27 protein-coding genes are annotated in these 26,438 nt (G+C 34.8%); 14 read left to right on the top strand and 13 right to left on the bottom strand.

What is annotated here, in order from left to right; all coding sequences use genetic code 11:
- Positions 1-5 precede the first annotated feature (5 nt).
- A complete protein-coding gene (locus tag E0Z07_RS09070) occupies positions 6-641 on the bottom strand; it encodes a PASTA domain-containing protein (RefSeq protein ID WP_006260620.1) in 636 nt (211 codons plus the stop codon).
- 124 nt (positions 642-765) lie between these two features.
- Between E0Z07_RS09070 and E0Z07_RS09065 the strand changes: the two genes are divergently transcribed.
- On the top strand, positions 766-1,746 hold the full coding sequence (locus tag E0Z07_RS09065; RefSeq protein WP_131540577.1) for a D-alanine--D-alanine ligase: 981 nt from the start codon (positions 766-768) through the stop codon (positions 1,744-1,746).
- 11 nt (positions 1,747-1,757) lie between these two features.
- Positions 1,758-2,210 (top strand): pantetheine-phosphate adenylyltransferase, encoded by a 453-nt coding sequence (gene coaD / locus E0Z07_RS09060; protein WP_006257131.1) that lies wholly within the window; start codon positions 1,758-1,760, stop codon positions 2,208-2,210.
- A 55-nt stretch (positions 2,211-2,265) separates the two neighbouring features.
- On the opposite strand, the gene E0Z07_RS09055 is transcribed toward coaD, so the two are convergent.
- Positions 2,266-2,874 (bottom strand): NUDIX hydrolase, encoded by a 609-nt coding sequence (locus E0Z07_RS09055; RefSeq protein ID WP_131540576.1) that lies wholly within the window; start codon positions 2,872-2,874, stop codon positions 2,266-2,268.
- Between the two features lie 7 nt (positions 2,875-2,881).
- Between E0Z07_RS09055 and pyrE the strand changes: the two genes are divergently transcribed.
- Positions 2,882-3,523 (top strand): orotate phosphoribosyltransferase, encoded by a 642-nt coding sequence (gene pyrE / locus E0Z07_RS09050; protein WP_006257133.1) that lies wholly within the window; start codon positions 2,882-2,884, stop codon positions 3,521-3,523.
- 23 nt (positions 3,524-3,546) lie between these two features.
- Complete coding sequence (locus tag E0Z07_RS09045; RefSeq protein ID WP_006257134.1) at positions 3,547-3,939, top strand: hypothetical protein; 393 nt, start codon at positions 3,547-3,549, stop codon at positions 3,937-3,939.
- A gap of 76 nt (positions 3,940-4,015) precedes the next feature.
- Here E0Z07_RS09045 and E0Z07_RS09040 read toward each other — a convergent pair whose 3' ends face one another.
- The gene (locus E0Z07_RS09040; RefSeq protein ID WP_131540575.1) at positions 4,016-4,768 is read right to left on the bottom strand and encodes a hypothetical protein; all 753 of its coding nucleotides are present in this window, start codon (positions 4,766-4,768) and stop codon (positions 4,016-4,018) included.
- 767 nt (positions 4,769-5,535) lie between these two features.
- Between E0Z07_RS09040 and E0Z07_RS09035 the strand changes: the two genes are divergently transcribed.
- Both E0Z07_RS09035 and prfH read left to right on the top strand, forming a co-directional pair.
- Entirely contained in the window at positions 5,536-6,927 is a 1,392-nt protein-coding gene (locus E0Z07_RS09035) for an RtcB family protein (protein WP_006257136.1), read from the top strand.
- A gap of 2 nt (positions 6,928-6,929) precedes the next feature.
- Positions 6,930-7,550, top strand: a complete 621-nt coding sequence (gene prfH, locus E0Z07_RS09030) for a peptide chain release factor H (RefSeq protein WP_131540574.1) — start codon at positions 6,930-6,932, stop codon at positions 7,548-7,550.
- A 90-nt stretch (positions 7,551-7,640) separates the two neighbouring features.
- On the opposite strand, the gene E0Z07_RS09025 is transcribed toward prfH, so the two are convergent.
- Entirely contained in the window at positions 7,641-7,916 is a 276-nt protein-coding gene (locus tag E0Z07_RS09025) for an ATP-dependent Clp protease adaptor ClpS (RefSeq protein WP_006257138.1), read from the bottom strand.
- A 24-nt stretch (positions 7,917-7,940) separates the two neighbouring features.
- Positions 7,941-8,774: a 50S ribosomal protein L11 methyltransferase gene (prmA, locus tag E0Z07_RS09020; RefSeq protein ID WP_006257139.1), complete on the bottom strand. Its 834-nt coding sequence runs from the start codon at positions 8,772-8,774 to the stop codon at positions 7,941-7,943.
- Between the two features lie 121 nt (positions 8,775-8,895).
- On the opposite strand from prmA, the gene E0Z07_RS09015 reads away from it, so the two are divergent.
- Positions 8,896-10,131 (top strand): porin, encoded by a 1,236-nt coding sequence (locus tag E0Z07_RS09015; protein WP_006266416.1) that lies wholly within the window; start codon positions 8,896-8,898, stop codon positions 10,129-10,131.
- A 150-nt stretch (positions 10,132-10,281) separates the two neighbouring features.
- A complete protein-coding gene (locus E0Z07_RS09010) occupies positions 10,282-10,761 on the top strand; it encodes a hypothetical protein (protein ID WP_006257141.1) in 480 nt (159 codons plus the stop codon).
- A gap of 78 nt (positions 10,762-10,839) precedes the next feature.
- On the opposite strand, the gene E0Z07_RS09005 is transcribed toward E0Z07_RS09010, so the two are convergent.
- The 5 genes from E0Z07_RS09005 to E0Z07_RS08985 form a co-directional block, all read right to left on the bottom strand.
- A complete protein-coding gene (locus E0Z07_RS09005) occupies positions 10,840-11,076 on the bottom strand; it encodes a hypothetical protein (RefSeq protein ID WP_006257142.1) in 237 nt (78 codons plus the stop codon).
- A gap of 83 nt (positions 11,077-11,159) precedes the next feature.
- A complete protein-coding gene (gene lysA / locus E0Z07_RS09000; RefSeq protein ID WP_006260612.1) occupies positions 11,160-12,326 on the bottom strand; it encodes a diaminopimelate decarboxylase in 1,167 nt (388 codons plus the stop codon).
- 12 nt (positions 12,327-12,338) lie between these two features.
- On the bottom strand, positions 12,339-13,658 hold the full coding sequence (locus E0Z07_RS08995; RefSeq protein WP_006260611.1) for an aspartate kinase: 1,320 nt from the start codon (positions 13,656-13,658) through the stop codon (positions 12,339-12,341).
- Positions 13,659-14,133: 475 nt separating this feature from the next.
- Entirely contained in the window at positions 14,134-14,598 is a 465-nt protein-coding gene (locus E0Z07_RS08990) for a hypothetical protein (RefSeq protein WP_225581509.1), read from the bottom strand.
- A gap of 47 nt (positions 14,599-14,645) precedes the next feature.
- On the bottom strand, positions 14,646-15,473 hold the full coding sequence (locus tag E0Z07_RS08985; RefSeq protein WP_006260609.1) for a siderophore-interacting protein: 828 nt from the start codon (positions 15,471-15,473) through the stop codon (positions 14,646-14,648).
- 800 nt (positions 15,474-16,273) lie between these two features.
- On the opposite strand from E0Z07_RS08985, the gene udk reads away from it, so the two are divergent.
- From udk to scpA, 4 genes are read left to right on the top strand one after another with little or no spacing between them, the layout of a single operon-like run.
- Positions 16,274-16,882 carry a uridine kinase gene (gene udk, locus E0Z07_RS08980; RefSeq protein ID WP_006257147.1) on the top strand — a complete coding sequence of 203 codons (609 nt, stop codon included), beginning with the start codon at positions 16,274-16,276 and terminating at the stop codon, positions 16,880-16,882.
- 17 nt (positions 16,883-16,899) lie between these two features.
- On the top strand, positions 16,900-17,223 hold the full coding sequence (locus tag E0Z07_RS08975; protein ID WP_006257148.1) for an FtsB family cell division protein: 324 nt from the start codon (positions 16,900-16,902) through the stop codon (positions 17,221-17,223).
- A 22-nt stretch (positions 17,224-17,245) separates the two neighbouring features.
- Positions 17,246-18,616, top strand: coding sequence for a methylmalonyl-CoA mutase subunit beta (locus E0Z07_RS08970; RefSeq protein WP_016649852.1), 1,371 nt, complete (start codon positions 17,246-17,248; stop codon positions 18,614-18,616).
- A 3-nt stretch (positions 18,617-18,619) separates the two neighbouring features.
- Positions 18,620-20,749 (top strand): methylmalonyl-CoA mutase, encoded by a 2,130-nt coding sequence (gene scpA / locus E0Z07_RS08965; protein ID WP_016649853.1) that lies wholly within the window; start codon positions 18,620-18,622, stop codon positions 20,747-20,749.
- Between the two features lie 482 nt (positions 20,750-21,231).
- Here scpA and E0Z07_RS08955 read toward each other — a convergent pair whose 3' ends face one another.
- Positions 21,232-21,831, bottom strand: coding sequence for a hypothetical protein (locus tag E0Z07_RS08955; RefSeq protein WP_006260605.1), 600 nt, complete (start codon positions 21,829-21,831; stop codon positions 21,232-21,234).
- Between the two features lie 202 nt (positions 21,832-22,033).
- Between E0Z07_RS08955 and E0Z07_RS08950 the strand changes: the two genes are divergently transcribed.
- Together E0Z07_RS08950 and E0Z07_RS08945 are read left to right on the top strand one after the other, a co-directional pair.
- Positions 22,034-23,281, top strand: a complete 1,248-nt coding sequence (locus tag E0Z07_RS08950; protein ID WP_006257153.1) for a DEAD/DEAH box helicase — start codon at positions 22,034-22,036, stop codon at positions 23,279-23,281.
- A gap of 52 nt (positions 23,282-23,333) precedes the next feature.
- A complete protein-coding gene (locus tag E0Z07_RS08945) occupies positions 23,334-23,999 on the top strand; it encodes a SanA/YdcF family protein (protein ID WP_006257154.1) in 666 nt (221 codons plus the stop codon).
- Between the two features lie 83 nt (positions 24,000-24,082).
- On the opposite strand, the gene E0Z07_RS08940 is transcribed toward E0Z07_RS08945, so the two are convergent.
- Both E0Z07_RS08940 and E0Z07_RS08935 read right to left on the bottom strand, forming a co-directional pair.
- Positions 24,083-25,474, bottom strand: coding sequence for a hypothetical protein (locus tag E0Z07_RS08940; RefSeq protein WP_006257155.1), 1,392 nt, complete (start codon positions 25,472-25,474; stop codon positions 24,083-24,085).
- A gap of 21 nt (positions 25,475-25,495) precedes the next feature.
- Positions 25,496-26,431 carry a hypothetical protein gene (locus tag E0Z07_RS08935; protein WP_131540573.1) on the bottom strand — a complete coding sequence of 312 codons (936 nt, stop codon included), beginning with the start codon at positions 26,429-26,431 and terminating at the stop codon, positions 25,496-25,498.
- Between the last annotated feature and the right edge of the window lie 7 nt (positions 26,432-26,438).

Here is a 26,438-nt window from a genome sequence, read left to right as displayed (position 1 = left end):
ATCTTTTAAAAATCAAATTCACTAGAATTACTAGAATTGCCATTCGCATCTTCGATAGCTGGCGCTACGTCAAGCTCTTCTTCTGAGTAACCCGCTCTACCATCTCCTAAAACAAAGTCAATTCTAGAGTCTTTTGCTATTTTGTCCCCTTCATTTAAGACTTTACCTTTTTGATAAACTTTAAGCACAACATCCTTTCCAATGAAAGTCTGGTATGTAATCGTTCCTTCTTTTAAACCTAATGACTTAATAGTCGCTAAGGCCTGACGGTAAGTTAATTCTTCAAGCTTTGGCAATTTTACATTACCATAACCCGATGCATTAATCTTCACATATATCTTTCTATTCGTTTTCACACCCGTCTTCGGAGCAGGGTCCTGCTCTACAATACTTAACGGAGGGAAATCTTTATCATAATCAAGTGTATCTAATACGACCATGTTCAACTCGTTTTTCTCTAACAGTTGTAATGCCTGGTCGGTATCTAACTTAATTAAACTTGGTACTTCTATCTTTTCTCCATGATTAGTCGTATGTGCCAACCACTTAAGCGCTAAGAACACACCTAGTATAACGATTACGACTGCACTCGCTAAGGAAATAAAAAAGGCTCTACTTTTTAGAAAATCCATTAATTTCATATCTACTTATTTTGAGCAAAGATATAAAATCGAAAACATTTTTTGTTTCTATGTTTTATTATAAATTTGTTTTGAACAAATACAAAGTAGTAATTCATACTAATGTATTAAAATTTAGCTCTATATGAAGCACGTAGCAGTAATTATGGGGGGATATTCTAGTGAATACAAAATCTCATTGACAAGTGGTAAAGTGGTATGCGATACACTAGACCGCTCTAAATATATTCCTTACCCTATACATATTTTTGAAAACAAATGGGTATATGTAGATGATAACAATGATGAATTCCCTATTGATAAAAATGACTTTTCAGTAAACTATAAAGGAAATAAAATCACTTTTGACGTTGTATTTAATGCTATACACGGTACTCCTGGAGAAGATGGTTTAATGCAAGCTTACTTTTCTCTTATCGGAATGCCTCATACCTCATGTGACTATTATCAAGCTGCTTTAACGATGAATAAAAGAGATATGCTTTCGGTATTAAAACCGTTTGGTATTAAAACAGCTATCTCTTATTATCTAAATGAAGGAGATGTTATCAATACTGAAGAAATTATTCAACGTGTTGGGTTGCCTTGTTTTGTGAAACCAAATAGATCTGGTTCTAGCTTTGGTATCTCTAAAGCAAAAACAACAGAGGAATTAATTACTGCCATAGACGTAGCTTATAAAGAAGATAACGAGATTATAATCGAAAGTTTTTTAAATGGTACAGAGGTATCTGTTGGAGTTATTGACTATCAAGGAGAAATAAAAGTACTACCTATGACAGAGATAGTTTCTGAAAACGACTTCTTTGACTACGAAGCAAAATACTTAGGTAAGTCTCAAGAGATAACTCCTGCTAGAATAGATGATAAGATTAGGGATAAAGTAGCAGATATAGCTAGTAGGGTGTATAAAATATTAAATATGCAAGGCTTCTCTCGTAGTGAGTTTATCATTGTAGATGGAGTTCCATTTTTATTAGAAATGAATACCGTACCAGGTTTAACGAACGAAAGTATACTACCACAACAAGCAAAGGCTGCTGATATTAGCCTAGCAGACTTGTTTGACAATGCAATTGTATTAGCTTTGCAGAAAGCAAATTAATTTTAGATACCATGAGAAGAGCAGTTTTACCAGGTTCTTTTGATCCTATTACAAATGGGCACTATGATATTATCCAAAGAGCATTACCTCTATTTGATGAGATTATTGTTGCTATCGGAGTAAACTCAGATAAAAAATATATGTTTTCACTAGAAGACAGAAAGCGTTTTATAGAAGAGACATTTAAAGATGAGCCTAAAATTAAAGTAGCTACTTACGAAGGACTAACCACAGACTTCTGCTTTAAGGTAGAGGCGCAGTTTATTCTTAGAGGACTAAGAAATCCAGCTGACTTTGAATTTGAAAAAGCAATTGCACATACAAATCGTTTCTTGACAAAAATAGAAACTGTCTTTTTACTAACAGCTGCTAGCACTTCGTTTATTAGCTCTAGTATAGTGAGAGATGTTATCCGCAATAAAGGAGACTATTCTAAACTAGTACCTCCTACAGTAAAATTCTAATCCAATATAGAATCTAAAAAAGCCTATCTAAATCGATTTAGATAGGCTTTTTAAATTATTCATCTTTTAATATTCCTAGTTCATCTATAAGCAACTTAATATTCTCATAAGAGTTACTCATTGCTTCTCGGATTTGTTCTTTATTTAACCAAGCTACTTGTTCTATATCCTCTTCTATTTGCCCTACTAATGGTCCGTCAAAAGTAGAAGTCATTTTATACCAAGTAGTAATTTTCAATCTATACTTACCATTTCTTTTAAAGATATGATACGTTTTAGGCAATTTACGCACTATCTTAAGTTTAGACACACCTGTTTCTTCCTCTACCTCTCGTATAGCTGTTTCCTCCATTTCTTCTCCTTTCTCAATTCCTCCTTTAGGTAAGTCCCACTTACCACCTCTAAGAATAAAAAGAATTTCTCCCTTTGGATTAAACACAACTCCACCTCCTGCTTTCTGTACTGGTATCTTTTCTTTTATCTTCTTTAAGATCTCTTTTTCATCTGGATGATATAAAAAAGCCTTCTCAATTTTATTTTGAAAATATTTAATGATAATTTTGTCAATATCGACACTATCTAATAAGAACAGTTGAAAATCGGTTTCTTTCTCGATTTTATCTGTTAAGAACAATGGTTTGTCGTTTACAAAAACTTTATACATTTGTATTATGATTTTTAATAAAGAAACAGCACACAAAACTGCCGAGTCACTTCTGCAAATTAACGCAATTAAATTAAATCCTAAAAATCCTTTTACTTGGGCTTCAGGATGGAAATCACCTATTTATTGCGATAACCGTATCACATTGTCTTATCCAGAGATTAGAAAGTTCTTACAAAAAGAATTTGCTGAGAACATCGTAGCTAAATATGGCAAACCAGATGTAATCGCAGGAGTAGCTACAGGAGCTATCGGTATAGGCCTTCTAGTAGCAGAAGCTTTAGAACTGCCTTTTGTATATGTACGTCCTGAACCTAAAAAACACGGAAGACAAAATCAAATCGAAGGACAATTAGAAGCTGGTAAATCAGTTATTGTTATCGAAGATCTTATCAGTACTGGTAAAAGTAGCTTACAAGCCGTTGACGCACTAAAAGAGAACGGAGCTAACATCCTAGGTATGGCTGCTATCTTTACTTATGAATTCCAAGTAGCTGAAGACAACTTCAAAAATGCAGGAATAGAACTAACTACACTAAGTAACTACTCTTCTTTATTAGAAAATGCAGTAAATCAAAAATATATTTCTGACAGTGATCTAGACACACTACAAGAGTGGAGAAAGAACCCTGCTGAATGGAATCAATAATAATATCCTAAATACTAGAATATATGAATTTAGAAAGTCAAAAAGTAACTGTTGCTAAATCAGCAGAATATATCTTCAACGCTTTGACAGACGTTAAAAACTTTGAAAAACTAATGCCTGAGTCAATTGCTAAGTTTGAAGTTACAGGAGATGATTCTTTTATCTTTGCATTAAAAGGAATGCCAGAGATTAAATTAAAACAAAAAGATCAAACTCCTCACTCTAAAGTTGTTTTAGGTGCTGCTAGTGATAAACTTCCTTTTACATTAACTGGAAATATTACTGAAGTAGATGCTAATAACTCTGAGATACAACTTCAATTCGAAGGTAGCTTTAACCCAATGATGGCGATGATGGTAAAAGGACCTATCGGTAAATTCATTGAAGCTTTAGCTGGAAATATGAATAAATTATAATACAAAAAAAGAGGAATTTACACTTAGTAAATTCCTCTTTTTATTTTTATATGTTCAAAATAGAATCTTTATGCTCTTATTTGAACTCCACTTTATATTCTAACACTTTAGGATTAGCAATAATATCAGACATAGAGAATTTCTTTTCAAAAGATTTACCATCTTTACTGATTACGGCATCTTCATAAGATACAGACTTAATCTTCTTGTCAAAACTTGTTTTTAGAACATAAGTAAACATCGCTTCCATTCCTCCCATCTCATTCGCTCTCTTAGCTTCTTCAGTATCTTTTACACTAACCTTTCTTTCGAATTGTTTACTGTCTAGGCTATACTTACTCTCCACTAATAAAGGAGGTTGTTTCTTCCCATTTTGCTTCTTATCTAGCTCACTGGTTTTATCTGTAATTTTATTAATATTAATTAATGACTGATTTAGGTCAGCGATGTCTTTTGCATTAACTTTTAAATTAAAATCAGCCAAAGAGTCTTTCATATTAATCATAAAGCGCACATTCTTAGTATTGTCAAATAACTCTTTGTTTGCTTTAATAATACTATCTTTCTTCTGCTCTCCATTCTTTTCTTTTAACATTGCAAAATCAAGTATCTGCTCTATACTTAGCTCCTGTCCACTAATCAATTCTAACTTCTCTGCATCTCCTTTAAAAATAGCATTCTTATCTGGCACACTTTGCAATAACTCTTTAAAGTCCATCTTAAAGGTGTAATCTACCGTCCCGTTATCTTTTACGTACATTTCTTCCTTCGTCACACATGACTGAAGTGATAAGCTCAATCCTAGAAGGAATAAATAAATCTTTTTCATTTGTTTTATTTTTTTTGTAATACACAAAGGTAAACTTTTAAACCACTGATAAAATATGACCATACAAAAAACAGCAATAAATCATAATGACTTATTGCTGTCTTAAATAAAATTATACTATTAATTTTAAGCGTTTTTTAATTTCTTATAGAATAGACTATTTTACTGTCTTAGGATCCTTTGTATTCTTAAGTCCTCTATTAATTATTAAGTGAGGATAGAACTGATCTATTCCTTCTCCTGCTTTTATAAAATTCAAAGTAATCGCTGCTGATCTTGATTGATACTTTTCAAAATAAAACTAAATTAACAACCTATCTTAAAACCATTTACACAAAAAACACAGTATCAGCTGCTCCCTCCCAAGTTTAGGATATTAGTATCTAAATACCTTATAAATATTTTATTTACAAAATATTTTTCTCTTTTCCCTTGCACAATTCAAATCTTTTATACAATCTTTGCACTGAAAATAAAGTTTAACAATTAAAAACGAAGAAAAAATGTTTGTACTAAATTATACTTCTACATCATTCGCATCAGCAGAGATTGCTGGGGTGTATCTTCGTGCTACTTTTATTTAGAATATCTAATTTTATATATAAATGAAAAGCCCGAAGATTTAAATTCGGGCTTTTTTGTGTTTATTCCGGACCCTTAACGTCATTAAAACCCGAATTGACTGATAGATGCTAAAGATCTTCAGTAAAAAACAGATCAATTGTACCGTATACAATTGAGCATTTAGTCAATTTAAATTTTACATCATGGGAAGGAAACTTTCTGGGAGAGACTTTATTAAGATAGGCTTTCCTCAAAACAATACAATAAACATCGCCTTAGGGCAAGTAAATAGATATAAGAAAAAAGAGAATAAAAACAACATACTTGAAGAAGCTAAGCTTGTACTAAAGAATCCTGATTCTTACATAGGAGACGGTATCTGGGGCAAAGTAGCAGAGAGTATGATAAAACAAGTAGAAGTCAAAAAGCATCAACTGAATACCAATAGAGTACCATTCTCTATCTATGGAGAAGACGCTATAGACGAACAGACGAAATACCAACTGTTCACTGCTTTAAAATTACCTGTGGCAGTACAAGGGGCATTAATGCCTGACGCTCATTACGGATATGGTTTACCTATCGGAGGAGTGTTAGCTACTGACAATGCTGTTATTCCTTATGGAGTAGGTGTAGATATAGGATGTCGTATGAGTATGTCAGTCTTTAATCTACCTGCCAGCTTCCTAAAAGGAAAAGACCATATGTTGTTAAACATATTATCAGAACACACCAAGTTCGGTATGTATGACACACATAAAGTCAAAGCTGATCATGAAGTATTCAGTAGAGAAGAGTTTAAAAACATTCCTTTTGTAAAAGGCTTATTAGATAAAGCGTACAAACAATTAGGAACATCAGGTAGTGGTAACCACTTCGTAGAGTTTGGTATCGTTAGATTAACGGAGACTAAACCTGAGTGGAGATTAGAACCTGGAGAATATATCGCAGTTCTTTCACATAGTGGATCGAGAGGTCTAGGGGCTAATATAGCTAAGCATTATACATATCTTGCGACTAAGCAATGCCCTCTACCAAGCAATGCACAACATTTAGCTTGGTTAGACCTCAATACACATGATGGGCAAGAGTATTGGTTAGCCATGAATCTTGCAGGAGATTACGCAAAGGCATGTCACGATGATATACACCGTCGCATTGCTAAAGCATTAGGTAAGCAGATAGCTTTCACTATCGAAAACCATCATAACTTCGCTTGGAAAGAAGTGATTAATAACAAAGAATTAATTGTTCACCGCAAAGGAGCTACTCCTGCTGCAGAAGGACAATTAGGAATAGTCCCGGGATCGATGACTACTAATGGCTATATAGTCGAAGGCCTGGGAAATGCAGAGAGCTTAAATTCTGCCTCTCATGGAGCAGGACGCCTACACTCACGTGCGGCATGTAAACAGAAGTTTACCAAGAGTGAGATTAAGAAAGAGCTAAGCTCTACAGGTGTTCAACTTATCGGAGGTAGCGTAGATGAAGCCCCAATGGCTTATAAAGACATCAATGCAGTGATGCAAGCTCAAAGCGAATTAGTAAAAGTATTGGGAAGCTTTACCCCTAAATTTGTAAGAATGGATAAGTAATTATGGCAACAGTTATTCAGATTACATCAGGTAGAGGTCCCCAAGAGTGTGATTTTGCCGTTAAGAAGATCGCACAACTTTTTATAGACGACGCAGTCAAATCCAATATTAAAGTTAATCCAATACAGGACGAAGCCGACGCACATGGCGCGTCGGTCTTTATCCAAATCGTCGAAACGTCTAAAGAAGTTGATACTTTTTTGAGAACTTGGTTAGGTACAATACAGTGGATTTGCGAAAGTCCCTTTAGACCTAAACACAAAAGAAAGAATTGGTACATCGGTATTTTTGAAAGCACTAAAGCAAGTGATCCTGCGATTCTTGACCGTGATATTCAATACCAAGCTGTACGCAGTTCTGGAGCTGGCGGACAGAATGTCAATAAAGTTAGCTCGGCTGTAAGAGCTACTCATCTGCCTACAGGCATTACTGTACTAGCAATGGATAGTAGATCTCAGCACCAAAACAAAAAATTAGCCACCGAAAGAATACTAGATAAACTTCAGAATATGGCATTAAATGAAGTCAAACTAGAAGAAAAGAATACGTGGCTAAACCAAACGAAAGTAGAAAGGGGTAACCCTACTCGAACTTTCATTGGCATAAAATTTAGAGAGAAATAATCACAAAAAAGGCTACTCATATGATATGAGTAGCCTTTTTATATTTTCTACAGTACCTCAGTCCTGTTACGCTTCTATACCTTATAATTATTAGATAATTTCAGCACTTAAACCTGCATCTAATAATTGTAAACACTGAGATTTAAGTTTCTTAAACTCCCCAGTTTTAACCGTACATTTACCCGTATAATGTACTAATACAGCACATTGTTCTGCTTGTTCAGATGTATGATCACACACGCGAATAAGCGTATCGATGACATGATCAAAAGTATTTACATCGTCATTATACAAAACAATTTCACTGTTTCCATTCAGTAATTCAGATACATCTACATTTTCCTGAATTTGCTCTTGTGTACTCATAATATATTATATAGTAATGAAATTTTATCCTTTTATAAACTTCAAAGATACCCAATTATTCTTTTCTAAAGAACTTTCAAAAACTAAACCAATCTTTTCTGCACAATTTTTAATCGCTGTAATATCTTCTGTATAGAATCCACTGAAGTAAATCTCACCTCCTTGATATAAACTAGCAATATACTTGTCCATATCATTTAATAGGATGTTTCTGTTGATATTAGCTAAGATTACATTGTACTTAGGCTCTTTACTAATGATAGAAGCATCTCCTTCGAATACCTCTACGTTAGCACAGTTATTTCTCTCTGCATTCTCTATAGAGTTAAGATAACACCAGTTATCGATATCGATAGCATCTACGTGCTTAGCTCCGCGCATAGCAGCTAATATCGCTAAGATAGCTGTACCACATCCCATATCTAGCACTACCTTATCTTGCATATCGTTATTCAAGATCTGGCGAATCATCATAAAGGTAGTCTCGTGATGTCCTGTACCGAAGCTCATCTTTGGTTCTATAACGATATCATACTGAGCACTTGTTTTCTCATGAAATGGAGCTCTTACATAACATATACCATCTACATCGATCGGGTCAAAGTTCTTTTCCCACTCCTCATTCCAGTTTACCTGAGCTATCTCTTCTTTTCTATAAGTAATTGTAAACTGTTCTGACTGTAAAATAAAAACATCTTCTAAAATATCCTCTGTCCACAAATCTTTTTGAACATAAGCACTAACACCTGTTGCTGTCTCTTCAAAACTCTCAAATGCCTTTTCTCCTAATTCCGCAATCAGTATTTCTGTACCAAGTTCTCTTGGTTCTACATTAAAATGATAACCTATATATACCATAATTTCTTATTAAATCTGTTTCCTTAACCTTTTGGTAACACTATCTTTACATTGAAGTAACAACATAAGTATTTCTATTGCAAAACTAATGTTATTTTTGCACAAATAAATACAACGCACTATGAAAAAGCTTTTACAATGTCTTTTTTTGCTTTGTCCAATGCTGATAATGGCACAAGACATCAAGCACGAAACCACTAGTAACGAATTAAAATTAGAACAATTACCATACTATAGCTATGGTAAAGGACTAGGAATGACTTCTGCAGACAGTATCTTCCAGTTGAATATCCGATTCAGAATGCAGAACAGATTAACCTTCAATGAAAACGATGGTGAGAAAAACACCTATGAAGGAGAAATCAGAAGATTGCGTCTAAGACTTGACGGTTTCGTAGGTAGCCCTAAGTTCTTATATGTAATTCAGCTTTCATTCGCTCCTAAAGATTTAGGGACAACCAAAGAGAATGAACCTATTAATATCATCCGTGATGCTGCCTTAACATATCGTCCTAACGAAAACTGGAACTTTATCTTCGGACAGACTAAACTACCTGGTAACAGACAGCGTATTAACTCATCAGGAGCACTACAGTTAACAGATCGTTCTATTAACAACTCTAAGTTCAACATCGATCGTGACTTCGGTATACAAGCCTATTACTTACGTGAGAAGAAGAATGAATTCGGATATAATATTAAGACTGCTGTATCTACAGGTCGAGGTCGTAACTTCTCAGGTAGCGAAAGCGATAGTTATGCATTAACAGGTAGAGTAGAATTATTCCCTTTAGGTAGTTTCTCTAAGAATGGTGCATTCTTTGAAGGTGACTTAGCTAGAGAAGCAACTCCTAAATTAATGTTATCAGGTACCTTCCATCGCAATAATAATGCAATGAAATCACAAGGACAAACAGGGAATAAACTAGGAGAAGCAAAGTCATTCAACTCATTAATGCTAGACGGTATCGTTAAATATAATGGATGGGCTGGTATGGTATCTTATATGAACAGAACCTTAGACGATGCATTGTCATTAAACAATCTTGAAGATCCTACAGATGGATATAACTACATCTTTGCCGGTCAAGGAATGGACTACCAACTAAGTTATATCTTCCCTAGCAACTATGAAATCATAGGTCGAGTATCTACTCAAACTATGAAAGACCAATTACACAAAAACACAGACTTCAATTTACCAAATACAACACAGTTTTCACTAGGAGCCAACAAATACCTTTGGGAACATACTTTTAAGTTACAAGCTGAGTTAACGTATGATAAACAGAAGTTCTACCAAGGTCCTACGAAGAACAATTGGTATTTTAGACTACAGTTCGAAATAGGAATATAATAAAAAAAACGTCAATAAATTATTATTATCAAAAATACAACCCCTAAATAATTAACTATTATTTAGTAATTTATCAAACCTACTATAACCAAACTTTAAGTTCTTATTGTTTACTTTTGAAACATAATTCAAAGCTAAAATTAAATAAGTATGAAAAAGATTATCGTTGTAGTAGGTTTTATTTTTGCTTTCATTTCTATGGGTTGTGGAAATAATAGTGCTACTGCAGGCAATGCTCCTGTAGATCAACCGAATTTATTGACTTCTATGACAGCAGAAGATAGAGAGTTTAGAATAATCGAACAGAGTGAAATCAACACTCTGAATAAGACTATTATAGAGCAGAATTTAAACTCTATCGAAAAGATCATGCAAGAATATGCACCAGAAGATATGGCTGCAGAAGGCAATTACACTTATATCATCACGAAAGCAACGACAACAGATCCTAATAAATTTACCCTTTCTTTATTAGAAGATGGGATCAATGATGATTCGTTAAAAGCTTTGAAAGTAATCATGACTGTGGAGAAGAAAAAAGACACTTTTAGAGTACTTGGTATTAAAGAAAGTTACCAATGCTGGAAAGACAGAGGTCACCAAGACTGGGGAGCTGATTACTGCTTATAATATATAGACATACATTACCTCAATTAACTATAATAAAAAAGTCATACTAGTAGTATGACTTTTTTTGTATTATTTAGCTTATTCAGCTTGCTCTGCTTGAGGCTCATCTTCTTTTCTTCCAATATTCATATTTGGGAATTTTTGTTGAATAGATTTCAAAGCGAACTCATTGATTTCATTCATTGCTTCTGGTGAAGGCAATTTCATTGTTTCTGCATTGTGCTTTAAAACTTCTTCTAATAAAATCTGTGTTCTTAATAATTGAAAATTTAAATCAATTATTTCTCCTGCTACATCAATGTCTCCTAATGTCATTATTACTCTTTTTTAAATTTATAACTTTCTATTGTTCGAACTCAAATTTAACAAACTATTCTTAATATGAAACTATTTTAATGTTATTCTTTGAAAAAATATTCTAACTCTTGTCTCAAGTTATAACGCGATGACATCACCTCTCCATAAGCTCCTGCAGAACGAATAGCGATTAGGTCTCCTCTTTTTAATTTTGGAAGTAAAACATCTTTGCCAAAACAGTCACTACTCTCACAGATCGGCCCTACTACATCATACTTCACTTCTGTTTCGTTAGTCACCTCATCCGCATATTTATCAGATAGCAATTCTACCTTGTGATACGCTTGGTATAAGGCAGGTCTTAATAACTCTGTCATACCTGCATCTAGAATAGCAAAGTTCTTCTTCAGTCCTTCCTTTATATATAACACTCTACTGATCAGAGTCCCACTATTCGCAATGATAGAACGCCCTAGTTCAAAGTGAATTTGTTGATGTGGTCTCACGTCTAGAAACTCGTGGAACAAATAGAAGAAATTAGAAAAGTTAACAATAGCTTCTTCATCAGGTTCGCTATAATTAATCCCTAATCCTCCACCTAAGTTTAACACAGGTACATCATGTCCTCTCTCATAGAACCAAGTATTCCATTCATTTACTTTTAGACATAGACGTTTGAACACATTCAGGTCCGTGATCTGCGATCCCACGTGGAAGTGCAATCCTATTAATTCTAAATATTCATTCTTATTGATGATCTCGATACAGTTCATTAACTCATGCATCATGATACCAAACTTATTCTCATCTAATCCCGTAGTGATATAGTGATGCGTCTTTGCATCAACATTAGGGTTTATACGCAAGGCGATACGCCCTTTTAGCTGATGCTTAGTAGCCAAATCACCTATCACTTGTAGCTCTTGTACAGACTCTATATTAAACGACATAATCTGATTCTCTAACCCGATTAATATCTCTCTATCTGTCTTACCTACTCCTGCGAACACGATATCTGATGGAGAGAAGCCTTCTGCTATAGAGCGCTCTATCTCTAGCCCACTCACACAGTCTGCACCGAAGCCGTGAGCACTAATCTCTCTTAAGATACGCGGATTATTATTAGCCTTTATAGCATAGTGAATATGATAACCAAAACGATCTGCTGCACTCTTAGCGACAGATAGTGTTTCTCTTAAAAGTGGTAAATCGTAGTAATATAAAGGAGTCTCTACTCCTTCTAATTCTTGTATTATCTCTCTTGTCATCCTATTCCTTGTTTAAAATAATCTACTGTGTAATGATCTCAATGCTTCTAACTTCTGACTAGCTGGAACTAAAATAGATATATTATGCTCACTTCCACCATACGATATCATACGGATAGGCAAGTGCTTCACTGCTTCAGAGACGATAGTAGCATGCCCTAATTTATTATTTCTAAAATCTCCTACGATACAGATGATAGCCTGATCTGTATCTACCTCTACATGACCGAAGAAGTTTAGCTCTTCTATAATCTCTTTTAGATACTGCGTATTATCTATGGTTAGTGATACAGCTACCTCAGAAGTAGTGATCATATCTATCGGCGTTTTATATCGTTCGAATACTTCGAATACTCGTCTTAAAAAACCGTATGCTAATAACATACGCGAAGAGTGAATACGTATAGCCGTAATACCATCCTTAGCCGCTATCGCCACGATCTGATCATCATTCTGGCAGTTATCTGAGATTAAAGTACCTGGTGCACTTAACTCCATCGTATCTAATAATCGTACAGGTACATTAAATCTCTTCGCAGGGAATACACTCTGTGGGTGTAGAATCTTTGCCCCAAAATAAGCCAACTCTGCTGCCTCATCAAAGCTCAGATTAGCAATAGGCTTGGTATTCGGTACATAACGAGGATCGTTATTATGGAATCCGTCTATATCTGTCCAGATCTGTATCTCTTCTGCTTGTAACACTGCTCCTATTAGAGAAGCTGTATAATCAGACCCACCTCTTCTAAGGTTGTCTATTTCACCAAAAGCATTGCGACAGATATACCCTTGTGTAATAAATAAGGTATCTTTAGGATACTGTGCTAATAGAGCACTTGCTTGAGTACGGATATAGTCAAGATTAGGTTCTTGTTCTTCATCGATACGCATAAAATCAAGTGCTGGAAGTAATACAGAGCTTACCCCAATCTCTTTTAAGTAAAAGTGAAATAGCGTAGTAGATAGTAACTCTCCTTGTGCTAATGCTATTCTTTCTTCTATCGCAGTAAATAGATCATTGCTAAAAGACTCTAACAAATTAAAGTGGTGATCTATTACTTCTGTCGCCATCCGCAGACCCTCCTCTGTTTTAAATAATTGCTTTATGAAAGTTTTATAAGTAGCATATAGGTTATCGATTTGTTTCTTTGCATCCTCCTTTTTGCCATTAGTATACGCTTCTGCTATTCCTACTAAGGCATTAGTAGTACCTGACACAGCAGATAAGACTACTAAATGACGATCGCTTTGCTGCGAATGAATAATCGGCAACAACTGTTGCATCCTTTCTGGGCTTCCTACTGAAGTACCTCCAAATTTTAAAACTTTCATATAAAATTAATTTGTTATTAAATGTATTCTCTTTACTCAGATCAAAAACTATACTATTCTGTAATACCCTCTGACCATAAACCAAAAAAAGGGGCTTGTCGTGATGACAAGCCCCTTTAGTATATCTTTAGTTCATATCCATAGGAAAGCTGCTCACGACGTCGGACGTAAGTACTGTTTCTTTCCCTTCTTTATAATTGATATAAACATTTTCTTCATTGATTTGGGACAAATATAAACACTTTATTTAATAACCAACACTTTAAAACAACTTTTTTAAATAAACTGTAAAGCTTAATCACCTCTGTTTTAAAAAATCTTACCACAATATCTCTTCTCTATTCTCATATAAGAGATAACTAAAAAGAATAACCTTATTCTTAGTTAATAAAGTAGTATCCTCTTTAAAACAAAAAAAAGAGACAATACAATAATATCGTATCATCTCTTCTTGTTCAATTTATGGAAAACTATTTTATTTCTTCACTAATATATAATCTCCAGATTCATGCTCATTCACCACATCTCCTTCACTATCTAGAAAGTATAATTTGCCTTCTTTTACTAAGAAAGCATGTGCAGCACTATACTCATCTTCTCTCAGGTACAGTCTATCTTGCTCTAGCTCCCACTCTCCCTCTTCATGATGTGTACCTGTGGAGCTAATGACTCTATACACATACTTATTACCTTCTTTGATCTGAGCAGATACTTGGAGTACCTCCATATCTTCTCCTTCCTCAGTCCAAGGAAACTTTCCTGCATAAGTACCATATAGCACCTCTTTCTCCTCTACTCCTTCTTCAGTAGGAGTTATACTACTTTGTTCTGATGGAGTAGGCACTTCTATAGTCTGCTCTACTTCTTTACTATCCTTACACTGTGAGAAACACACACCTAATAAAGAAAGTAATATTACCACAACACTTCTTTTCATCATTCTATTTTTTAAGACAACAAAGATGAAGTATTTCTATCAAAAATTGATTATTCTAAGCTCGCTTTTTCAGCTCTACGGTCCGCTTCAGAAGCAGACTCTGCCTTACCAAACTTCCAATAAGAATAAGCGTATAACTCATCCTTAGTCCAGTTTAATTCTTTTCGAAGGTAGTTTCTCAATTCTTTTACTGTATCAAACTCAGCCGCTACATATCCGAACTTAGACATCTCATCACTGTGCTCTGCTATGATTTCTTTTGCTTTCTTCGCCAGTTCAGAATTTTGCCCAGAAGTAGGGTTGATCAGCCATTCGATTTTAGACTCTGCATGAGTAGGTAGTTCTTGTATATCCTCTGCACTTTCTACTTCTATCACAGCATTCACTCTAGCATCTACAGGTAGAGACTCTAATATAGCTCCTAATACTGGTATAGCTGTACCATCTCCTACTAGTATATACCATGCTGCCTCAGGATATAACTCACTAGGATCACATCCCATAGCTACACCTAGCGGATCACCGATCTCTGCATTAATAGCCCAGTTAGAAGCTGGCCCTTCATCACCATGTGCTACGAAATCAATGTATAACTCATTCTTTTCTAAATCTATCCCTCTATGTGTATAAGTACGTACATAAGGTTTGATTGATTCCTCTTGAGGCTTCCATGCCCCTTTCTCGAAGTCAAACTCTGGTAAGTGTACCTCAGCACATCCTTCTGGAGCGATAAATATCTTATTATTTACCCCTATCGTTGTATTCTTAAAATCTGCTACATCATTACCACTTAATGTAATACGTATATAATGTGGCGTGATATACTCTCTATTCTTTAATGTAAATACTTTGCGCTGTATGTTACCTTTCTTTGCCATATTGTTGTTTTATTCTTTGGTTCTATTTCTTTAAATCACACAAATATAACTTTTTTATTTAGATTCAATATAAACAGCTAGTTAAATCAGTATTTTATCCAATACTAACCACTTATTGTCCAATTAATTCTAATATGGAAGTACTACCAGTATCCTCCTATTATTACTAACATCAGCATACACGCTGACTCCCCTTCTGATCTATTTTTCTTTTTTTCTATCCCTATCCTTAATGACATTACTATACTACCTTATAATTACTTCTATTTTCCATTTCGTATCCTTTATATAATCCTTAGAGGAGAATACTAGGATATTAAAAGATCACTCCTTCGACAAACAACACCTCAGCTCCACTAAACTCGGCTTATTGTCCATGTATTGTCGAGCAATCTCTATACAATCCTATATTTTACAAGGGTTAAGCAACATATAATCAATACAGTAAAAAAACACAAAAACAAACCAAACAACTACAAATCAATCAATTAACAAAAAATATACTTAAAAAAAAGTATATCCTTTATTTTGAAAAACAATCATATTGACCGCTAAAAACTACTTTATAGAAAAAAAAGAGAGTATACATTCTATAAAAAGAAGATTTTAAAGCTAAAAAAGGAGGTGAAAATAAAAAAACAATATCTTTTTTTTAGAAAACAGATCAATATAAGTAGTCTGAATCAGCACAGAGAAGCTTATTAAACTTTTGATAATAAAAGCCAAAAAACAGTGAATCGATAAAAAATGTTTCTATGCAAGATTATTAATTTATACTTTTGCTAAAAATATATTATAACATGCTTATTATAGGAATTGCAGGAGGTACTGGAAGTGGTAAAACTACAGTAGTTCAACAAATTATAAATGAACTACCGGAAACTGAAGTTGGAGTTATATCACAAGATTCATACTACAAGGCGACTGATAATCTTTCGTTAGAAGAAAGAACGTTAATTAACTTTGACCACCCTCGTTCAATTGACTTTGAATTATTGGTAAAACACCTAAAAGAATTAAAAGAAGGAAACAGTATTAACCAACCTGTTTACTCGTTCGTGAAACACAATCGTACTGATGATTATATCTTAACTCACCCTCGTAAAGTAATGATCGTAGAAGGTATTCTTATTCTATGTCATCCAGAGCTACGCGATATGTGTGACATTAAGATATTCGTTCACGCAGATTCTGATGAGCGTCTGATTAGAAGATTAAAGAGAGATATAGCTGATAGAGGTAGAGATATGATGGAAGTGGTAAACAGATATCAGACAACTTTAAAGCCGATGCACGACCAGTTTATCGAGCCTTCTAAGGCATTCGCAGACATCATTATCCCTAATGATACCTATAATACTGTTGCTATCGATATTGTTCGTACAGTTATTAATGAAAAAATCGGTTAATTTACTATCTTTAGGCTATGAAAATAGTTGAGACCCTAAAAAATTATAAATATGTAAGCCTACTAAAAAATCCTTTTTTTTTAGTAGGTCTTTTATTTGTAATTTGGATAATATTTTTTGACAGTTCTTCTTTATTAGAACAGCGGGTTATAGATCAAGAGATTAACAAGCTGGAGGACAATAAGAAGTACTTCGAAAACGAAATAGCAAAAGATAGACAGGCTATCAAAGGTCTAAAAAGTGGAGACGCTACAGAAAAATATGCTCGTGAAAATTATTATATGAAGCGGGAGAATGAAGATGTCTTTATTATAGAGTTTGACACACTGTCTGCACAATAAGTTTCACTACCAACCAAAAATTATGACTAACCAATTATTCGAAGAATTTGAAAAAGTTTCTTCTAAGGCGTGGAAAAACCAAATACAGTTTGAGTTAAAAGGCGCTGACTACAATGAAACACTTGTTTGGGAAAGTTTAGAGGGAATTAAGGTAAAGCCATTCTATCACAATGATGCTGATCACCGTCCGATTCCTGTACCGACTAGTACCTCTCATTTTAACATTGTACAGAGGGTATACGTTTTTGATATTGAGAGATCAATAGCAAAGACGCTTGATACACTTAATAGAGGAGCTGAAGTGATCTACTTCACGATAGACAATCCTTCTATAGATGCTACAGAATTATTAACTGCACTACCAAAAACGCACCAATACTTCTTCGTATTTAACTTCCTAGATACTGCATATACTAGAAAGTTATCTACATATGCTACTAGCAATGGATATAAGATAACAATCTTATTAGACCCTATACACCAACTAACAACTGATGGTAACTGGTACACTAACCTGAACAGCGACCTAAGTAATCTAAATGAGTGTGTAGGTATAGCTAATAATGTAGCTATTCATGTAGATGCTACTGTGTACCAAAATGCTGGTGCTAATATGACACAGCAGTTAGCATACGCACTAGCTCATCTAAATGAGTACCTAAACAGAATAAAGTTAAAGAATACTCCTATTTATATAGAAACGGCTGTAGGGACTAACTATTTCTTCGAAATAGCAAAACTACGTGCACTTCGCTTACTAGCAGAGCTAGTAACTAAAGAATACAACACAGATACGAAGATACACATCATCGCTATCCCTACTAAACGAAACAAAACATTATATGACTATAATGTGAATATGCTACGTACTACTACGGAGTGTATGAGTGCTGTATTAGGAGGTGCTGACTTAGTTAGTAACTTAGCTTATGATGCTATCTATCACAAAGAGAATGAATTCGGTGATCGTATATCTCGTAACCAACTCTTAATCTTAAAAAAAGAAAGTTATTTCGATGCAGTGGACAATCCTGCTGAAGGGGCATACTATATCGAATCACTTACTGCTCAACTAGCTGAGAAAGCATTAGAGCTGTTTAAATCAATAGAAAAAGCAGATGGATTAATCACTTCTCTAATCGAAGGGACAATCCAGAAAAAAATAAATGAAAGTGCTCAAAAAGAACAAGAGCTTTTCAACAATGGTAAAGAAGTCCTATTAGGTACTAATAAGTATCCTAATCCTCAAGATGTGATGAGTCACGACCTTGAGTTATTCCCTTTTGTTAAACAGAATCCTCGTAAGACGCTTATCGTTCCGATTATAGAGAAACGACTGGCAGAAAGCTATGAACAAAATAGATTAGAGGAAGAAAAATCAACTAAACAATAAGGCATGAAAAGAAAGGACTTACAACATTTGACTATAAATACCTCAACAGTTAGAACACAGTCAGAAGCATCTGACTTCACTACTGCTGAAGGTATCGATATAAATAAAGTCTACAGTGAAGCTGACTTAGATAAAGTAGAACACATAGGCTTCGGAGCAGGGTTTGCGCCTAACTTACGTGGTCCTTATGCTACCATGTACGTACGCCGCCCATGGACTATACGTCAGTATGCGGGATTCTCTACTGCGGAAGAGAGTAATGCATTCTACAGACGTAACTTGGCTGCTGGACAAAAAGGACTATCTGTAGCCTTCGACTTAGCTACTCACCGTGGGTATGACTCGGATCACGAGCGCGTAGTAGGTGATGTAGGTAAAGCTGGAGTAGCGATAGATAGCGTAGAGGATATGAAGATCTTATTCGATCAGATACCTCTAGGTGAGATGTCTGTATCTATGACGATGAACGGAGCTGTGCTTCCTGTTCTGGCTTTCTACATTGTAGCTGCTATGGAACAAGGAGTAGATAAGAGACTATTGTCAGGTACGATACAGAATGATATTCTAAAAGAGTTTATGGTGCGTAATACGTATATCTACCCTCCTACTCCTTCTATGAAGATCATCGCTGACATCTTTGACTACACGAGTACTCATATGCCGAAGTTTAACTCTATCTCTATCTCTGGATATCATATGCAAGAGGCAGGTGCTACAGCAGATATTGAGTTAGCTTATACCTTGGCAGATGGACTAGAATATATCCGTACTGGACTTAATGCTGGTATGAAGATAGATGACTTCGCTCCTCGACTGTCATTCTTCTGGGCGATAGGAATGAACCACTTCATGGAAATCGCTAAGATGCGTGCAGGTCGTATGCTATGGGCTAAGTTGCTAAAACAGTTCGAACCTAAATCTGATAAATCACTAGCTCTGCGTACACACTGTCAGACCTCTGGATGGAGTCTTACAGAGCAAGACCCGTTTAACAATGTGGCTCGTACTGCTATAGAAGCTGCTGCGGCTGCGTTCGGTGGGACACAGTCTCTACACACGAATGCGCTAGATGAGGCTATCGCCTTACCAACAGATTTCTCTGCGCGTATTGCTCGTAATACACAGATATTCTTACAAGAAGAGACTAAAATATGTAAAACAGTAGATCCTTGGGCAGGTAGTTATTATGTAGAGAGTCTTACACAAGAGATCGCTGAGAAAGCGTGGGCGCTGATAGAAGAAGTAGAAGAGTTAGGTGGGATGACTAAGGCTATCGAAGCAGGTATTCCTAAACTTCGTATAGAAGAAGCAGCTGCTCGTAAACAAGCTCGTATTGATAGTGGACAAGATGTTATCGTAGGAGTAAATAAGTATCGTCTTGAAAAAGAAGATCCATTACATATCTTGGAAGTAGATAATCAGACTGTGCGCAAGGCTCAGATAGATCGTCTAAACCATATTAAAGCTACTCGTGATAATACTAAAGTAGCTGAAGCACTAGCTGCATTAACACAATCAGCTAAGACTGGAGAAGGTAACCTACTAGCTCTAGCAGTAGAAGCTGCTACACATAGAGCTACATTAGGAGAGATAAGTGACGCGTTAGAAAGCGTATTCGGAAGATTTAAAGCACAAATCCAATCTGTAAGTGGTGTGTATAGCAAAGAAATAAAAGATGATAAGAGCTTTAAGAAAGCTCGTGAACTAGCTGATAAATTCGCTGAAGTAGAAGGTCGTCGTCCTCGTATTATGATTGCGAAGATGGGGCAAGATGGTCATGACCGTGGAGCTAAGGTAGTTGCTACTGGTTATGCTGACGTTGGATTTGATGTGGATATAGGTCCGTTATTCCAAACGCCTGCAGAAGCTGCTAAACAAGCTGTAGAAAATGATGTACACGCATTAGGAGTTTCTTCTCTAGCTGCAGGTCATAAAACGTTAGTTCCTCAAGTAATAGAGGAGTTAAAGAAATACGGTAGAGATGATATTATGGTTATCGTAGGTGGGGTTATTCCTGCTCAAGATTACCAATTCTTATTCGATGCTGGCGCAGTAGCTGTATTTGGCCCTGGTACTAAAATCAGTGATGCAGCAATTACAATGTTAGAAATACTATTAGGTAATGATATGTAATCATCATATGGTTATAAAAAGTAAAAGCTCTTCAGTGATTCTGAAGAGCTTTTACTTTTTTATAATTCATCCGAATAAAAACTATATTCGTGATAAACAATGGACTTGTATATATCAGTATGACTAAAATTTTATACTGTATTATAGCCAAAATAATTGCAACTATAAATGGAGATAATAATACAGCTATCCACAACCATCTTTTTTTCATTGATACTTTTGCCAGACTATAAACGAGGTACTTTTTGTTAAGTTTATATAGGGTTAGAATAACAACACTTACCACTAATGTAAGCAATAAACAAAAAAGTATACCTGATGCCTCAACAAAGACACTAAGACCAAGTATAAAACTAACGATAACAAGGAAGTAGAATAATAGTACATAAACTACAGCGTAGAATAAGTCTTTCATAAAATAAATTATAATACTAGTAGTTAGACTTTACAGTACTAATAGATTGTCTCCCTGATTACCTTCTTTAGAAAAGACCTTTTATAGTATCTACTACACTATATTCTATCAATACAGATACTAAGCATATCACTACGATAACACTTAAGATATAGATAAACTTAAGCATCCATCCTAAATCTTCCATTACAAACTGTTTTGCTGTAAAAGTATCAGGTCTATCTCTATCGTAAGTAATATCGAACTCTTCTCCTACAGGGTTATAGTCTCGTAGAGCTATGTATTTTTCATTATAAGGATACTCGAAGTCAGTATCTTCTAGTTCTGGTTTATTCAATTTATACTGCATAGGTTTACCACGCACTATTTTGTTGTCCTTAGTAGTGAACTCCACGATAAGAATCTCTTTTTTCACATCTCCTCTACGGCTAGTAGCTAGGTCTTCATCGAAGTTTAGGTATGATTCATATTGTATTATTTTAGCAGTTGTAGTTATCCCTGCATATTTTAAACGTTGATTAGTGGTGTAGACCTTAATCATTGCTAAAAGTAGTAATACAGGTATAAATAATAAAAGATAAATCATATCCTGAATAGCAGCATAGATAACTATGACAATCATAATAATTGCTGCAGGATAGTATATTTTTTCAAGTTGTCTGACCATAATAAAGTAATTTACATTACAATTTAATCATTTTTTTATTAATACGAAAAATAGATGCTTAGAAAATAGACTAGTTACTATACATACTGACAATAAAGAGCATTCCTCTACATACAATGCAAAAAGAAAAAAGCTTATCAATAGCACTTCGTGTAATAAAAATAAAATAAAGTACCTTTGTATCCATAAATAGATGAAGTATATGACATTCGAAGACTTACAATTAAATAAGAATATATTACGTGCCATAGATGAGCTAGGTTACAAAGAACCTACTCCTATTCAACAAAAAGCAATCCCTTTTATCTTAGCTGAAAAGGATTTGATAGGATGTGCACAGACTGGTACAGGTAAAACAGCTGCCTTTGCAATGCCTATTATTCACTATTTACACAAACTTGGAAATACTAAAAAAGCAAAGAAAGCTAAAGTACTGATCGTTACTCCTACTCGTGAACTAGCTGTTCAGATAGGCGATAACTTCGAAAAATACGCTAAGTATACTAATGTGACGTATATCACACTATATGGAGGTATGTCTATCAAGCCCCAAATAGAACAATTAAACAAAGGTGCAGATGTGATTATTGGTACTCCTGGTCGTCTATTGGACTTATATAAACAAAAACACTTAGATCTAGATCATCTACACTTTTTAGTATTAGATGAAGCAGACTTAATGTTAGATATGGGATTCATTGATGATGTCAAAAAGTTAATACAACTTACTCCTTCTAATAGACAGACCTTATTATTCTCTGCTACCATGCCACTCCCTATTAGAGAGTTAGCCCATGAATTCTTACAAAAACCAGAATATGTAGCAGTAGATCCTATTTCTTCAACTGCACAATCTGTTAAACAAAAAGTGTACTTCGTAGAGAAAGGAGACAAGAAAAAGCTATTATACCATATCATCCGTAACGAAAAGTTATCTGATGTACTTGTATTCACTCGTACAAAGGCTGGTGCTGATACTGTAGTAGAATCACTTAAAAAGAACGGTGTCAATGCTGAGCCATTCCATGGAGATATGTCACAAACAGCTAGACAAGCTGCTTTAGATAGCTTTAAAAACAAAGAAACAAAAGTACTAGTAGCTACTGATATAGCTGCTCGTGGTATCGATATAGATAATCTACCTGTTGTAATTAACTATGACTTACCGAATATCCCAGAAACCTTTGTACACCGTATCGGGCGTACTGGTAGAGCTGGTAATGATGGAGTAGCTATCTCTTTCTGTGATAAATCTGAGAAGACCTATTGGGAGGCTATTTGTAAGTTCGGTAGATTACAACCAAAGATTGTTACGGATCATCCTTTCCCTTGGAAAGAGACTACTACTAAAGATGGTCAAACTCCTAAAAAAGATTATAGAAAAAAACCTGGTCAGAGCAATTCTCGTAAATCAGAAAACTCAAAAAAGAATAAAAAACGTTGGTATTAGTACTAACGTTTTTTGCTTTATATTTGATCTTAACAATTGCTATTATACAACTATGAAAAAGATCTTTAAATACACTTTCTACTTAGCACTACTCGCCTTATTCCTTATATGGTTTGCAAACTATAGAGTAACTAATACTACCAAAGAACAACTGTACAGCTCTGTTCATGAAATACCTCATAACAAAGTGGGTATGGTACTCGGAACTACTAAATTACTTGCAGGAGGCTATGTAAACTACTACTTCACCTATAGAATAGAAGCTACAGCAGCTCTCTATAAAGCAGGCAAAATAGATTATATCGTAGTGAGTGGAGACCACAGTCGCAATGACTATAACGAACCTAAAGATATGGAACAAGCCCTTATAGAACAAGGTGTTCCTAAAGAAAAGATATACCTAGATTATGCAGGACTACGTACATTAGACTCTGTCTATCGAATGCAAGCTATCTTTGGACAAGATAGTTTTACAATTATCTCTCAACCCTTTCACAATGAAAGAGCTGTCTACATAGCTAACCATCTTGATCTTAAAACAGTTGCTTATAATGCGCAAGATGTCTCTCGTAACTTTGGTTTTAAAACCATGCTTAGAGAAAAGTTCGCTAGAGTAAAGGTATTATTAGATAACCTAATCAATAAAAAACCTAAACACCTAGGAGCTCCTGTTCAAATAGGAGAAGGTATAATACAAGAAAGAGCTCAAGATAAATAACCTTGAGCTCTTTCTATAAAAACAAAGCCCCTGAAAGATCAGGGACTTTGTGCGCAAAAAAATATTAACAAAATACTCGAATGTTAATTAATTTGTCTAATTAACATACCTGGGTAAATGTTCTTAGCGTTACCAGAGAATGAAGTAGCTTTAATCTTTTGTACTTCACCTGCATTATTTGCAGCATTCTCAGCTTGTTCTACATCAGCCTCGAATCGGTTATCCCATATTTTATTTTTCTCAGCTTTAATAACTGTAACTCTTTTATATTTTGTAACCTTAGTTTCTGGATCTTCAGTTTTCTCTAATACTTCAAATTTATCACCAGCCTCTACATCTTCTTTCATACCAATGAATGCTGTAATCTCAGACTCAGTTGTAGCAAGAGGAGTTTTAGTACGGAAAGGCTCATATTTCTTCTGTAATTTAGCAATTACATTATCAATAGAACGAACAGCGGCACGCTCTACCAATTCTTTTTCAGAAACTTTAGAGAAAGTAGTAGATTGAATATCTGCCCAAGCAGTTTCTGTTCCTACTAATTTTAATTTAAACAATCCAGATTTGATAAACTGATCAGCGCTGTTTGCATTGTAGTATTTTGTATAGAATGTAGCTGCGGCTTCCTCAGTCCAATCTAATTGGAATAAGAATGCTGTCGCTTTTACCACATATCCTTTACCTGCAACAGAAGCTCCTGATTGTACCGCAGAGTTAGTAGTCGCAGCTGCTTTACCTCCAATTAATCCAGTAACAGCAGCAGTCGTAGCTGACAATTGTCTAGCCATTTCTTCTTTACTAATATAGTTAAAACGTACTCCTACTACGAATGTATTAGAAATTAAGTTCTCTCCTGCATCTTCTAACATTGCTTTACCTCTAGTTGATTTATCAGCAATATCTTTATCAAATACAGAAGCATTGTATAATCCACGTTCTTTGATCAGCTCCATATTATAAGGAGATTGAGTAGACGCATCATATTTACCTGCATTAAACCATTTAGCAACTAACTTATCTCCAACATTATTCTGAGCTAAGAACTTGATAAATTGAGCTGTTACTTTATCAGTACTAGTAGTATCTACCACACCTGCAGTGTTATCACTAGCTACACTCTTACCGAATTTACCTAGAGACTTACCTAACCCACCTTTTTTCTTACCAGAGTCTTCTTTTCCTCCAACAGCAGCAATCTCTGCTTCTGTTACTGGATATTGACTAGGTTTAAAAGAACGTAAAGACTTATCTAAGTTATGGTCATTAAACTTCTCTGGAAGAGGTGTTTTAAAGAATGTCTCTTTAATGATTTGTCCTTTTAAGTTTCCATTTCCATTAATACCGTGGTCATCCACGATGATAGTATATAATGAACTACGCATATAGTCATCAGCTACTTGTTTTTTATCTTGAGCAAAAGCTGCAATTGATGATACTACTAATGAAGCAGTAATCATAAATGTTATTTTATTCATATTAGTATTTTTTTTTGAGTATTATCTTCTTAAGACAACATAAGTGTCTCCTTTTCTTTTAGCAAATGCAGTACCAACAGCTTTCCATGCCTCGATTCTTTGTTGCTCTAAACTTACTGCATCATTGTACATTTTAATTTCAAAGTCTAGATCAGCTTTTACCTGTGCCTTCATCTCGCGTTGTAAAGCTATCGCAGCTGAATAACACTTAGATTCTGGGAAAATAGTTACTAAGTATTGACCAGCTTCATGTGCTCCATAAGCATCTTGCTGTGCATTCCATGCAGCCTTAGCCTTATTAAAGTTTTCCATACAAGCATGATCTACATACAACTGATAAACTTTTTCAGCAGCTTTCATACCTGCATCATAACCTTTACTACACTCTGGAATCGCTGTTAATAAAAACATCGCTTCTTCAAAGTTTTTTTGGTTAGCTAAGCTTTCTGCTTTCTTGATAATTGTAGTATAGTTACCATCATAGTATGCTATAATCTTCTTCTTACTATCTTCTATAAAAGCAACTATATCCTTATTCTTTGCATTTAGCTTTTTAAATGCATTGATATAAGCCTTAGTTTCACTCTCACCTACTCCTTTTAAGTTTACTGAAGTTGATGCAAATACTTTTTGTCCAAAAGAATCACCAATAAACAAATTCATCTCTAAGTCTAATACAAAAGATCTGGGTGGGCCAGGTAGTATATTCTTTTCTACTACATTAAACTCAGGTGTAATAGCAAACTGAGCATAACCATCTGAAGAACCTAATCCATTAGCTGCAACTATACTTTTTAACTTAGTCTTTAGTTGCCCCTCGGCTCCAGAGTACAAACCATCTGTCTGCTCTGGTATAGAAGCCATTAATGATATCTCACATTTATCCGTTTGTCCATACGTAAACAAACTTGTGAATAACAATAAGGCTACAGATACTTTTCCTATAACTCTATTCATTGTACTT

Source organism: Myroides odoratimimus, from assembly GCF_004337635.1.
In the GTDB taxonomy this organism is placed as follows: domain Bacteria; phylum Bacteroidota; class Bacteroidia; order Flavobacteriales; family Flavobacteriaceae; genus Flavobacterium; species Flavobacterium odoratimimum.
This window is presented reverse-complemented; position numbering and strand designations above follow the sequence as displayed.